Source organism: Micromonospora sp. S-DT3-3-22, assembly GCF_015354745.1.
GTDB classification, from domain to species: Bacteria; Actinomycetota; Actinomycetes; order Mycobacteriales; family Micromonosporaceae; genus Micromonospora; species Micromonospora wenchangensis.
In genome coordinates this window covers 36,043-48,531 of the sequence record NZ_JACGMO010000003.1, presented here as the reverse complement: position 1 = coordinate 48,531, position 12,489 = coordinate 36,043, and the positions used below count along the sequence as shown (strand labels likewise).

10 protein-coding genes are annotated in these 12,489 nt (G+C 73.8%); 3 read left to right on the top strand and 7 right to left on the bottom strand.

What is annotated here, in order from left to right; all coding sequences use genetic code 11:
- Positions 1–56 precede the first annotated feature (56 nt).
- The 3 genes from H1A17_RS01365 (at position 57) to H1A17_RS01355 (ending at position 3,792) form a co-directional block, all read left to right on the top strand.
- Positions 57–1,682, top strand: a complete 1,626-nt coding sequence (locus tag H1A17_RS01365) for a glycoside hydrolase family 43 protein (protein ID WP_194820825.1) — start codon at positions 57–59, stop codon at positions 1,680–1,682.
- Between the two features lie 311 nt (positions 1,683–1,993).
- A complete protein-coding gene (locus tag H1A17_RS01360) occupies positions 1,994–3,187 on the top strand; it encodes an endo-1,4-beta-xylanase (RefSeq protein WP_145920245.1) in 1,194 nt (397 codons plus the stop codon).
- Between the two features lie 8 nt (positions 3,188–3,195).
- Positions 3,196–3,792, top strand: coding sequence for a polysaccharide deacetylase family protein (locus H1A17_RS01355; RefSeq protein WP_194820824.1), 597 nt, complete (start codon positions 3,196–3,198; stop codon positions 3,790–3,792).
- A 192-nt stretch (positions 3,793–3,984) separates the two neighbouring features.
- Here the strand turns inward: H1A17_RS01355 and H1A17_RS01350 are convergent, their stop codons facing one another.
- The 7 genes from H1A17_RS01350 to H1A17_RS01320 all read right to left on the bottom strand — a co-directional run bounded on the left by H1A17_RS01350 (position 3,985) and on the right by H1A17_RS01320 (position 12,375).
- A complete protein-coding gene (locus H1A17_RS01350; RefSeq protein ID WP_145920247.1) occupies positions 3,985–4,977 on the bottom strand; it encodes a hypothetical protein in 993 nt (330 codons plus the stop codon).
- 63 nt (positions 4,978–5,040) lie between these two features.
- A complete protein-coding gene (locus tag H1A17_RS01345) occupies positions 5,041–6,825 on the bottom strand; it encodes a type IV secretory system conjugative DNA transfer family protein (RefSeq protein ID WP_145922873.1) in 1,785 nt (594 codons plus the stop codon).
- Between the two features lie 5 nt (positions 6,826–6,830).
- Positions 6,831–8,567: an ATP/GTP-binding protein gene (locus H1A17_RS01340; RefSeq protein WP_240762164.1), complete on the bottom strand. Its 1,737-nt coding sequence runs from the start codon at positions 8,565–8,567 to the stop codon at positions 6,831–6,833.
- A complete protein-coding gene (locus tag H1A17_RS01335; RefSeq protein ID WP_145920248.1) occupies positions 8,564–10,057 on the bottom strand; it encodes an SCO6880 family protein in 1,494 nt (497 codons plus the stop codon). Before H1A17_RS01335 ends, H1A17_RS01340 begins: the two co-directional genes overlap by 4 nt.
- A gap of 54 nt (positions 10,058–10,111) precedes the next feature.
- On the bottom strand, positions 10,112–11,308 hold the full coding sequence (locus H1A17_RS01330; RefSeq protein ID WP_145920249.1) for a hypothetical protein: 1,197 nt from the start codon (positions 11,306–11,308) through the stop codon (positions 10,112–10,114).
- Entirely contained in the window at positions 11,309–12,022 is a 714-nt protein-coding gene (locus H1A17_RS01325) for a hypothetical protein (RefSeq protein ID WP_194820823.1), read from the bottom strand. It abuts the gene before it with no gap.
- Complete coding sequence (locus H1A17_RS01320) at positions 12,019–12,375, bottom strand: hypothetical protein (protein WP_205789046.1); 357 nt, start codon at positions 12,373–12,375, stop codon at positions 12,019–12,021. Before H1A17_RS01320 ends, H1A17_RS01325 begins: the two co-directional genes overlap by 4 nt.
- Positions 12,376–12,489 lie beyond the last annotated feature (114 nt).

Sequence of the window (12,489 nt, the reverse complement as noted above, 5' to 3'; positions counted from 1 at the left end):
CTTCACCGACCACGGCCCTGATTCCGAAAGTTTCGAGAGCTGCCCGAGGAGTGCACGTGTCGACCGACACCGCTGAAGTGGCGACCGTTGCCCGGTCGATCCGCAATCCCGTCCTCGCCGGGTTCCACCCGGATCCGTCGATCCTGCGGGTCGGCGACGACTACTACCTGGCCACCTCGACGTTCGAGTGGTATCCCGGGGTCCGCCTGCACCACTCGCGCGACCTGGTGCACTGGCGACCGCTCGGCGGGATCATCACCGACCGCCGCCTGCTCGACCTGCGCGGCTGCGGCGACTCCAACGGCGTGTGGGCACCCGACCTGACCTACCACGACGGGCAGTTCCACCTCGTCTACAGCGACGTGGCCAGCTTCGCCAGCGGCTACTGGGACCCGCAGAACTTCCTGATCACCGCGCCCGACATCACCGGCCCCTGGTCGGACCCGGTGAAGCTGCACGGGCGCGGCTTCGACGCCGCGCTGTTCCACGACGACGACGGCACCACCTGGCTGCTGGCCATGAGCGCCGACTGGCGGCCCGGCCGGGACCGCTTCGGCGGCATCGAGATCCAGCAGTACGACCGGGCCGCGCGCCGGCTCGTCGGCCGGCCCCGCATCCTGTTCACCGGCACCCCGGTCGGGGTCACCGAGGGCCCGCACCTCTACCGCCACGACGGCTGGTACTGGCTGATCACCGCGGAGGGCGGCACGAGTTGGGAGCACCAGGTCACCGTGGCCCGCTCCCGCGAGCTGTTCGGGCCGTACGAGGTGGACCCGGACGGCCCGCTGCTCACCTCGGTGGGCCGACCCGACCTGCGGTTGCAGAAGGCCGGCCACGGCAGCCTGGTCCGCACCCCCGACGGCGGGTGGTACCTCGCCCACCTGGTCGGCCGCCCCTACTCCCCGCTGGGCAGCTGCGTGCTGGGCCGGGAGACGGCGATCCAGCGGGTCGAGTGGCCCACGGGCGGTTGGCCCCGGATTCCCGGCGGGGTGCCCGCCGACGAGGTCGACGCCCCCGACCTGCCGGCGCATCCGTGGCCGGCGGAGCCCGCCACCGACGACTTCGACGCCGACGAGCTGGGCCCGGCGTGGTCGACGTTGCGCCGGCCGGCCACCCCGGACTGGATCGACCTGCGCTCCCGGCCGTCGCACCTGCGGGTCCACGGTGGGCAGTCGCCGGTGGGACGGCAGGCCCCCAGCCTGGTCGCCCGCCGGGTCGGCGCGACCCGGTGCGCCCTGGAGACCGTCGTCGAGTTCGACCCGGTCGACCACCGTCAGCTCGCCGGGATCACCGCGTACTACAACACCCTGAACTGGCACCACCTCTACCTGACCCGGGCCGACGACGGCCGTACCGTGCTGGAGCTGCTCAGCTCCGACAACGGCCGGCGCACCGCCTACCCGGAGCTGACCGTGGACACCGACGGCGTCACCCGGGTCGGCCTGCGCGCCGAGTTCGACGGGCCGGTGGTGCGCTTCGGCTACGACCTGGGCGCCGGCTGGCAGCAGCTACCGGCCGAGCTGGACGCGACCATCCTCTCCGACGAGCACGCCGCGCTGATCATCGACGGCGAGCCGGCCGCCTGGGGGTTCACCGGGGCGTTCCTCGGGCTCTGGGTGCAGGATCTCGGCGGCGACGGCGGGCACGCGGACTTCGACCGGGCCACCTACCGGGAGCGCTGACCGCCCGGCACACCACGATCGACCGCACCACGACCGGCTCCGGCGGGGCCGGTCGTGGTCGTGCCCGGAGCCGGTCGGCGTCGAAACTGTTGCGATCCACGGCCGGGGGCGTGACCAGGAGTTCCGGAAGTATCGATGGTTGACCCCGGGGGTCCGCGCTCGTAACGTTCCAGGCGACTTCCGGAAATCGATAGTTGACTATCGGTAGGTTCCGGCGCGGCCGTCCCCCCGCGCGCATCGGTGGCCGCACCGCGCCCCTGCCCCACCTCGCCGCCGTCGACCCGTCGACGTGCCTCGGGAAAGGAACGCAGATGATGCTCAGACGGTGGATGGCTGCCGGGTTGGTCGCCGTCGCGACCGCCGGTGTGTTGAACGCCGTACCGGCCGCCGCCGAACGGCCGTACGACCCGACCGCGCAGAGCCTGCGCGCCCTGGGCCAGCGCCACGGCCTGTACGTCGGCACCGCGGTCGACATGGCCGCCCTCGCCGACCCCGCCGAGCCCCGCTACCGGGAGATCGTGCGCGACGAGTTCTCCACGGTCACCGCCGAGAACGTGATGAAGTGGGAGTCCCTGGAGCCGACCCGGGGCAGCTACGACTGGTCGGCGGCCGACGAACTCGTCGCCACCGCCCGGCGCAACGGCCAGAAGGTCCGGGGGCACGTGCTGGTGTGGCACAGCCAGCTGCCCAAGTGGCTCACCGACGGGGTGGCCGACGGCTCCATCGACAACACCGAGCTGCGGTCGATCCTGCGCAGGCACATCACCACCGTCGCCAGCCGCTACCGGGGCAGGATCTGGCAGTGGGACGTGGTCAACGAGGCCGTCAGCGACCCCTGGGACACCCCGTCCACCCTGCACTACAAGGGGTTCTGGGCCGAGCACCTCGGCCCCGGTTACGTGGCGGACGCGTTCCGCTGGGCGCGCGCCGCGGACCCGACCGCCCTGCTGTTCTACAACGACTACAACATCGAGGCGTTCGGCTCCGGCGACCCGGCCAACGACAAGACCCAGTTCGTCTACGACATGGTCAAGGGCCTGCTGGCCCGGGGCGTGCCGATCGACGGGGTCGGCAGCCAGGGCCACCTGGGCACCCAGTACGGCAACTACGACACCCTCCAGGTCGCCGACGCGCTGCACCGGTTCGCCGGGCTCGGACTGTCCACCGCGTTCACCGAGGTCGACGTGCGCAGCCGGTTGACCGACGGGGTGCAGGCCGGTGACTCGGAGGAGATCAACCCCCGGCTCCAGGCGTCCGCGGCGAACTTCCACGTGCTGTTGCAGGCCTGCCTGGCCGAGCCGCGCTGCCTGTCGTTCACCGTCTGGGGCTTCACCGACCGGCACTCCTGGGTGCCCGGCACCTTCGACGACCCGCCGCAGGGCCTGGCCACCATCTACGACGAGAACTACCAGCCCAAGCGGGCGTACCAGGTGATGAAGGCCGACCTGATCTACGCCGGACCGCCGTACGTGCGGATGCGGGCGACGCCGAAGCCGCGCCGGTAGGCCGGCCGGTGAGCGCCGACATCCTCGACACGGCCCGGGGCGGCGGGCGGACGGTCAGCCTCACCTTCGACGACGGCCCGAACCCCACCGACACCCTGCGCCTGCTCACCGTCCTGCGGCGGCACCGGATCGCGGCCGTGTTCTTCCTCTGCGGCGGGCAGGTCGAGGCCCACCCCGAGGTGGTGCGCAGGATCGTGGCCGACGGCCACCGCCTGGGCAACCACAGCATGCACCACGACGACATGACCACCTGGTCGCCCGAGCGGATCGAGGCGGACCTGCGGGAAGCCAACGAGGCCATCCGGCGGGCCGTGCCGGCGGCCAAGGTCCGGTACTTCCGGGCCCCCTACGGGGCCTGGGGTGCCACGCCGGCGGTGGCCGCCGCGCTGGGCATGCGGCCGCTCGGGTGGCGGCTGGCCGTCGGGGACTGGGAGCCGCCGGGCACCGACGAACTCGTCCGCCGGCTGCTCGACGGGGTCACCCCCGGCGCGGTGGTGCTGCTACACGACGGTGGCGGGGACCGCAGCCAGAGCGTCGCGGCGGTCGACCGGGTCGCGCCCGTGCTGCGCGCACGACGCTGGCGGTTCACCCTGCCTTCCGGGTGAAGCGCTGCCGGCCCGCCCAGGCGGAGCGGGCCGGCAGCGTACGGAACGGACCGGCCGACCGGTTACGGCCGGTGCGGGTGGTGGGTGGAGGGTCGGGGTGTGCCCGCCCACCCACCACGCCGTCGGGGTGCCGCCGGTCCACGTCCCTGGACGCGGCGGCACCCCGACCTGGACGCTCACGGCAGGCGTGACCTACCGGAGGACGCCCCCGCCACCACCGCTGTTGCCACCGCCGCCCCGCCGATGCTGGTCACGGGTGCGGTCGGACCCGTTGCGCCGGTTCACCGGCTCGTGCGACGAGCCGCTGTCGCGGCCGCTGGTGCGGGAGGTGTGGGTCCGCGACGTGTGGTTACGGGAGGTGGCCCCGCCCCTGCGGTGCGAACTTGCGGTGTCGGCGACGTCCCCCCGGGCCTCCGTGTCCTGCCGGGAACGCCTCGGCTGTTCCCGGGGGCCCCGGGTGACCATGAGCCCGGAGCCCACGCCGTGCACGATGGCCCCCGCGTTGCCGGCCGTGACGTCCTGGCCCGGCGCGTAGCCGACACCCCAGGTCATCGCACCTGCCGCAGCCACCGCGCCGTAGGCGGCCCGCACCAGGTCACCCTGCTGGCCGTTGCGCAGCGAGTTGATCACCTCCTTGCCCACCACGTACATGCCGGGGCCGGCGGCCAGGGCCAGACCGACGCTGTTGGCCACCGCGTTGCCCCGTAGCCCGGCGCTGCCCTGCACCCCGGGCGACGCGACCAGCGACACGAAGTTGACGATCTTCTCGTCGTTCTCGTAGACCCACCGGCCGGCCTGCTGTGCCCAGGTCATCACCCGGTTCTGGCTGTCCAGCGAGTGCTCGCTGGTCTCCCCCTCGTTCCACTGGACGCTGATCGAGTCCCCCGGGCCGGGGCTGCTGCGGCCGGAGGAGTTCGACGTGTTGTACGGCTGACCTACCAAGTCCTGGTAGTCGGCCGCGCCGTACTGGCCGTAGCCCGTCGGCCCGGAAGACGTGCTCGGGGCGCCCTGGCTGTAGTTGCTCGGCGTGTAGGCACCCGGGGCGTAACTGCCCTGGCTGTAGTTGCTCGGCGTGTAGACGACCGGCCCGTACTCGCTCTCGGTGGGCGGGTAGTGGATGCTGTTGTTCGCGCTGCCGGTGGGACTTCCGGTCCCGCCCGGTGGCGGCTGATGGGGTGAGGACACCTGGGCTCCTTGATGCTCGACCAGCGGTTGACACGCTCTCTACGACCGACCAGGCGGGCCGGTTCAGCCGACGGCGGGGGTTTCTCGCCGGTCAGTCGGCCACGGCGTCGTGGCGGCCTTGCCGGCCGCCCGCTCGGTGATCGCCGCGACCTCCTGCCGGGCCTGGGCCGAGATCCGCGCCGCATCCGGCTCCCTGTACCAGGGCCGCAGCCTGATCACGGCGGGCCGGATACCGGTGGCGAGCAGCAGCGCGGTCCCCTTCGGCAGGGCCCGGATCCGGTCCGGCGGCAACACGTGCTCCTGCCGGTACGAGGTCGACCGCGACGATCCGTCCCGGCTGCGGGAGACGCTGACCGTGCTCACGTCGTGCTGCCCGACCAGTTTGGAGACCTTCTCCACGAAGTCGGCGTCGTCGAGCCCCGCACCGAGCAGCTTGATGGTGGCCGCGCCCCACAGCGCGTCCATGCCTGCCTCGCCCCAGACCCGTGACCCCTGCCGGTAGCTCTGCAACAGGGTGACCACGTTGATCCCCCGCGATCCCAGGTGCGAGTAGAGGTCGGGCAGGTCCGAGATGCGGCACACGTTCGCCGCCTCGTCCAGCACCGCCGTCATCGGGGGGTCGAGCCGGCCGCCCATCCGTTCGGCGGCCACGACTCCCGCCCGCAGGGTGGCGTCGGCGAGGCCGGCGATCACCCCGGCGGCGGAGCCGCCCCCGTCCTTGGACAGCAGGAAGAGGGTGTCCCGGCCGAGCACGTGCTGTTCCGGGCGGAACTGCGGCAGGTACGGGTCCGGGGACACCCAGGCCAGGATCTCCGGGTCGAGCAGGCACGCCACGCACTGCCGGGCCGTCTCGTAGATGCCGTCGCGGGTCTCCACCGCCCCGCGTACGGTGCCCTGGAGCTGCTCGGCCATCGCCGGCAGGCCGGCGTCACGCAGCAGGTCGATCGGGGTACGGTCGGCCGGGTCGGCCAGCCAGCCGAGCAGTTCGGCGACCGGGGCCCGCCCCCGGGCGGCGGCCAGGAAGAGCGCGGTCAGGGTGTTCTGGGCCGCCGAGATCCAGAAGTCCTTCTTGGCGGTGTCGTCGTTGACCGACGCCACGAAGTGCCCGGCCAACCGACGGGCCCCCTCGATGGTGGCGCAGTCGGCGAGGATGTCCCACCACATCTGCCGGGGGACGTGGGCGATGCCCTGCGGGTCGAACGTCCACACCGTACCGACGCGTTCGCGTTCGGCCCGGGTCACCGCGTACACGTCGGACTTGTTGGAGGTGAGCAGCACCGCACCCCGGGCCCGCAGCACCCGGGGCACCGCGATGCCTGTGGACTTGCCGGCCCGAGGGGCCATCAGGTCCAACTCGACGTCCTCGAAGGAGGACCGCAGCTCCGGGCCGTTGGGCGACAGGTCACCGAGCAGGTTGCCGGTGTCGTCCGGGGTGAGCTGCCGTACCCCGGCCAGCGAGGGACGCAGCTCCCGGGCGCGGGCCGCGATCCCGGCGGGAGTCAGCGGGGCCAGGTCACGCACCCGGGCCAGCCCGACACCGCGTCCGCGCAGGTCCAGCAGCCGGCGTCCGGCCAGCACCGCCGGCACCACCAGCAGCAGCGCCACCACCAGCATCCCGGCGTAGACCGCGTACGGCGACGCGCCGGGCCAGAGCGTTCCGGTGTCCCCGGAGATCAGCGCCAGGTACGCGCCGAGCGTGAACGGCGGCGGGTGCCAGCCGTGCCCGGTCACCGCGGCGCCCAGGGTGCCGCCCAGCCAGGCGACCGTGAACAGCGCCGCGTTGGCGAGGACCACCAGGCAGAAGGCCCAGAAGAACAGGTCCGCCCCCCGGGGCGCACCCGACGACATCCGGCTCACGCCCGCCACCCCCGCTCGCCCGCGACCGCACCGTCGGCGAACTGCGCCAGCTCCGGCCGGGTGGCCAGGTTGCCCAGTTCCGCCTCGGCCTCGAAGGCCGCCTGCCGGGCCGCCGCCCGCTCGGCGGCCTGCTGGGCGGCGTAGCCGTTCTGCACCCAGCGCTGGTTGGTGTCGTGCAGCCGGCGCTCGGTGTCGGTGATGGACACCCGGATCGGGATGCCGGGCCGGCCACCCACCTTGATCAGGAACCGGCCCCGCCCGGGTGGCTCCTCGTTGCTGCCCGTGCTCGCCCAGCCCGGCGGCGACGACCAGGAGGAGACCAGTTCGATCTCCCGTTTGGACAGGCCGATCACCCGGCCCAGGTCGGTCATCTCCGCCGCCGGCAGCCCGGCGCAGGCGACGATCCCGGCCCGCTCCACGAAACCGCGCGCCTTGGCCCGGTCGGCGTCGGAACCCAACGCCTCGGCGTCCTTCAGGGTGTGGGTGATCTTGGCGTCGCCGAGGCCGAGCGACCGGTTGAGCCGGGTCAGCGCGTCGATCCGGTCGACGATGCCGGAGGCCGCCCGCAACGGTCGCCACAACTCGTCCAGGATCGTGAAGAACCAGCGGCGCGGGGCCAGGCCGGCGTCGGCCAGGGCGTGCGAGGCGGCGACCGTGCCCAGGCCCTCGGACCAGGCGGCCAGCATCGCCGCCGCGGTGAGCTGGGTGTCGGACTCGCCGATGCGGGAGATGTCGATGCACACCGCGGGGGCGTCCGGGTCGATCCGGGTGGAGGTCGTCGAGCCGAAGGTGTCGCCCAACGCGCCGTCGAGGATGCCCAGCAGCGACCGGTGCAGCGGGTCCACCGCGTCCCGGTAGCGGCTCTCCTGCCCCCGGTCCAGGGTCACCGCGCGGACCCGGTCCGGCCCCTCCTCCAGCACCCGCAACAGGTCCGGCAGCAGCGGGGCCCGGCCCTGCGGGGTGTGTTCGCGCAGGTGCCGCAGGCAGGCGGAGAGCACCGACTGCTCGTGGTCGTCCAGGGCCCGGCCCCGCACGATGGTCAGCAGCGCCGCCACCATGTTCAGCACCCGGCCGTGCGTCTCGGCGGCCAGCGCCCGGCCGGCCCGGCCGCCGATGCGTTCCGCGGCCAGCCCCATCGCCCCCGGGTCCAGCACGTTGATCCCGCCGACGCCACGGCCGATCGGGATCACCTGCCCGCCGAGGGCGCGGACCGTGTCCGCGTAGTCCGGCTTGAGATCGCCGAGCACCAGCGGCACCACCCCGGTCGCGGCCAGGCCCACCGCCATCCGGTTGATCAGGGTCGACTTGCCCAGGCCGGGCATGCCCAGCATGAACAGCGACGGGTTGGAGATGTAGCGGGCCCGGGTGAACCAGGAGATCGGATCACCGCAGACCGTGGCGCCGGTGTAGAGGTGCTGACCGAGCGGCACCCCGGACATCGGCGCCCCCGAGCCGGCCGAGAACGGCCACAACCCGCACGCCTGCACGGTGGTGGCCCGCCACATGGTGGGCGCGTCGAGGTAGCCGACCCGGCCACCGCCGGGCCCCTCCCACCCCCGGGCCGAGGTGGGCAGCTCCCGGCGGGGCCGGGGGGGCCGGGTGTTCTTCGGCGGTACGGGGGCCTCGTCGTCCGGGTCGCCGACAAGCCCGGTCAGCGCGGTACGCGCCCCCGAGGTACCGGCCGGCCAGCCCGCCCCGAGCCCGTCCACGCGGGCCACCGGTGCGCCGCTCACATCGCCTCCTGGAGTTCGTGTGGCAGCACGGTCTGCTCCCACGGAAGGATTCCGGCCGGCAGGGTGCAGGTGAACGCCGCCGCCTGCATCCGGTGGGCCGGCCGCATCGCGATCCGGGTCGCCCCGGTCATGTTGCGTACCAGCACCGACGCGTCGTCGAGCTGGGACCGGTCGTCGACGGTGACGGTGAGCATCAGTGAGAACTCCACCAGCCCCGCGCCGGTGGCCTCCTCGGCGGCGGCCTGCTCGGCGGCGCGGACCTCGGCCGCGGCCCGCGCCTGCACCATGCCCCGCCCGGAGGTGGCCATGAACTGCGCCGTACGCCGGTCGGCCTCCACGATCCGGGCCGACGTCGCCGGATCGATCGGCCGGTAGAGCAACGCCACCCGCTTGCGGCGGGTGCCGGCGGACGCGTCGAGCATGGTGCGCAGCACACTGGAGCGCACCGTGCCCCGGGGGGCCAGGGTGAGCAGCCAGGTCCGGGAGACCCCCGAGTCGTGCTGGTAGGCGTCCACCGACTCGACCGCGGCAACCGGACCGCAGTCGGCCCACTCCAGCCCGGTCCGCCCGTGCTCGGCCCGGACGCTGAGCACCTCGGCGGCGCACGCCGGGTCGTACGCCACCCGCACCACCTCGGCGATCTGCTCGGCGGACAGCGGCTCGGCGACACCCCCGCCGGCCCCGATCAGCCCGGTCAGCAGGCTCGGCACCCGGATGGCCAGGTCGGTGACCACGTCCTCCGGGTCCCGTCGCGCCCCGCCCACCGGGGCGTAGGTGAGGGTGATGTACGAGTTCATCTCCGACGACGCGGACGGGTAGTCGTCGACCACCTCCTCCAGCACGGCGCGCGCGGCGGCGGGGGCGGCGGCGTCCAGCCGGGGCAGCACCTCCGCCGCGAGCCGGGTACCCGGGTCCGGGGCGGTCTCCACCACCACCGACGCCCCGCGCAGCCCCGGCTCGTGGGCGAGCCGGGACAGCCACTCCCCCCACAGCGACACCCACGTGTCGACCTGCTCCGGGTCGACCAGCGACCCGCCGTCGGGCTCGCACCGCAGCACGATCGTGTAGAGGTTGCGGCTCTTGTGGTGCAGCACCCCGAACGGCCTGTCGTAGGCGTCCCGGCCCTCCCGGGCGAGCACCCCGCTGAGCAGGCCGGGCGGCGGGAACCGGCCACCCGGCCGGGCCGAGAGCGGCCCGGAGACGTACAGGTGCTCCCGGCGGGACACCCGACGCGACCAGCCGATCCGCAACGTCAGGAGCTGGTACATGTTGCGGCCGTCCTGGGTGCGTACGGCCATCGGCAGCAGCGCCACCACGAGCGGCACGCCGACCACGAACGCCGCCTGCAACGACGCCAGCGAGGCCAGCAGCACCAGCACCAGCCCGCCGAACACCCCGACCGTGCCGACCAGGCCGAGCGGGCCCAGCCCGGCCCGGCGCGGCCGACGCCAGTTGCCGTACGTCGGTTCGATGACGGCTTCCGTCGACATTGCCTCTCCCTCGTCTCACCGGGGCGACGACCGGCCGGCCGCCGCCCCGCGCTGTCAGTTGTGGCCGGCGTCGCCGTCCGCGCCGGACACGGTGCCGGCCGCCATGCTCCGGCCGGCGCGGGCCGCCCGGTGCGCCCCGTCGATCGCCGCCCCGACCGGTCCGGCCAGCCGGGCGGCGGAACTCGCGGCCGCCGCGCCACCGGCGGAGCTGCCCGCGTTACGGCCGGTCCGGCCCTCGCTGCCGGACGGTCCCTGCCGGCCGGTGTCGCCCCGGTTGCCCTGCGGCCCGCGTGCGCCGGACGGCGCACCACCGCCCCCGCCGCCGGAGGACAGGGCGGACCCGGCGACCCGTTTCGCGCCGGAGGCGACCATGCCGCCCGCAGCCGAGACGGCGGTGCCGGTCGGGTCGCCGGTGCCCAGCGCCGCCGTGGCCGGCACCACGATCTTGAGCAGCGCCGGCAGGGCGATCGCCGACAGCAGCAGGACGCCGATGCCGGCGATGCGGATGTGCGAGGAGTTCTGGGTCCGGCTGCCGACGGCGAGCATCTCCGCGCCGGAGAACATGATCAGACCGACGGCGGGCTTGTAGAGCAGCCAGGCCACCGTCCAGCCGATGTGCTTGCGCCACCAGCCGGCGCCCCAGTTCGTCATCGACGCGGCGGCGGCCAGCGGCAGCGTGCCGAGCATGATGGTCATCACGCCCAGCCGCAGATAGAGCATCAGCACGTGCACGATGGCGGCGATCAGCAGCAGGAAGGCCAGCACCAGCAGCAGGAACGACTCGATGGAGGAGCCGTTGTCCACACACGGCACACCCATGATCACCTGCATGGCCGCCGACCTGAGCAGGTGGTCGGAGAAACCGTCGGAGAGGCTGGCCGCCCGGCCCACCACCCACGAACCGGCCCCGGCGACCAGGATGACCCGCAGGAAGCCCTGCAACGCCGTCCGCCCGGCGGTGCCCTTGCGCTCCATCGCCATCCGGGCGGCGGCGAACAGCACCGACCCGATCGCCAGATAGGTGACGACCCACTCGATCTGGTCGCTGATCAGGCTCGGTACGTCGTCCGGGCCGCCCTCGGTCGTGGTGCCCAGGGTCGGCACCGAGGCGCTCAACTCGGCGAAGATGGAGATCGCGGCGGCCAGCATCAGGTTGGCGATCATCCGGACCAGGGTGCCGATCGGGTCACCGAGGAACGAGAAGAAGCCGGTGATGATGTCGAGGGGACTGGGAGGTGAACACCCGCCCATCTACTTCCTCCAGAGGGTGTAGCCGGCGCTGCCGGTGACCGTGCCGAGCGAGGTGTGCACCACCCCGGCCCGGGACGGGGTCAGCTTCCAGTCGCCGGCCTCCCAGCGCACCGCGACCAGGGTCGCCACGTAGCCGCCGGCGCCGGTCTTGACCAGCAGCTGCACCTGGGCGGCGTCGGCCGCGTACCGGACCAGGGCGAAGCCTGCGTAGCTGCCGCCGCCACGGCTGGTGACGACCCCCGCGACGGCCTCCAGCCGGGCCACCAGCACGTCCCGGCCCGGCCCCGGCAGCACCTGCCGGTCGGCCACGGCCCGCCAGGCGGGCCCGGCCAGCTGGGTGGGCACGGCGTGCGCCGCCAGCACCGCACCGATCGGGGTGTGCGCGAAGCAGCCCAGTACCCCGTCGGCGGTGCGCGACGGTCCCTGCGTCGCGGAGACCGGCACCCGGTCCCCGCCGTCGAGGGTCCGCCACGTCACGTCGTCGGGCGGCACCGCCGGCCCGGCCGCCACCACCGGTCGGGGCGGACACTGCGCCACCTGCGCCTCGGCGGCGGTCCGGGCCACCGGGTCGACAGACGTCTGCCGGGTCGCCCCGGACGCCCAGACCCCCGCCGCCAGCAACGCCATGCCGGCGAGGAACGCCACGGACAGCAGCCAGCCGCGCTCGGTCCAGAACGGCGGGTCCGCCGGGGACCGGCCTCGCCCGCCGGTCACTGCGGTTGGCCTTCGGTGGTGCCGGCACCGCCGAGGAAGAAGTTGGCCAGCGGACCCGCGACGGCGACCAGGATGCAGCCGCCGAGCACCAGGCCGAGGCGGGACATGTGCTCGGAACTCTCGCCCCGCTTCACCGAGATCGCCATCATCGTGCCGGTGATCAGCACCCCGGCCACCCCGGCGGCGGTGCCCGCCCAGGCGATCAGGCCCAGCAGCTTGTTCACCAGGGTGGTCAGCTGGCCCGGGGCACCGGGCTTGGGGTTGATCCCGCTGCCGGGTCCCGGGTCGGGTGCCATCGGGAGGCGGGCGAACAGGTAGGCGGCGGCGTACTGGGAAAGGCTCGTGAACGACATCGGAGTTCTCCTTCGGGCAGGCACCGGCACCGGAGGCGTCGACGACGCTCCGGCGGTGCGGGGTGGGACTGGCCGGCAGTGCGGGGTGCGCTGTCCGGCCGGCGGCGATCCGGC

Excerpts from the sequence above, each read along its gene's own strand:
- H1A17_RS01335 (WP_145920248.1), bottom strand. The coding sequence starts at position 10,057 with ATGTCGACGGAAGCCGTCATCGAACCGACGTACGGCAACTGGCGTCGG.
- H1A17_RS01345 (WP_145922873.1), bottom strand. The coding sequence starts at position 6,825 with ATGTCGTCGGGTGCGCCCCGGGGGGCGGACCTGTTCTTCTGGGCCTTC.
- H1A17_RS01320 (WP_205789046.1), bottom strand. The coding sequence starts at position 12,375 with ATGTCGTTCACGAGCCTTTCCCAGTACGCCGCCGCCTACCTGTTCGCC.
- H1A17_RS01330 (WP_145920249.1), bottom strand. The coding sequence starts at position 11,308 with ATGGGCGGGTGTTCACCTCCCAGTCCCCTCGACATCATCACCGGCTTC.
- H1A17_RS01360 (WP_145920245.1), top strand. The coding sequence starts at position 1,994 with ATGATGCTCAGACGGTGGATGGCTGCCGGGTTGGTCGCCGTCGCGACC.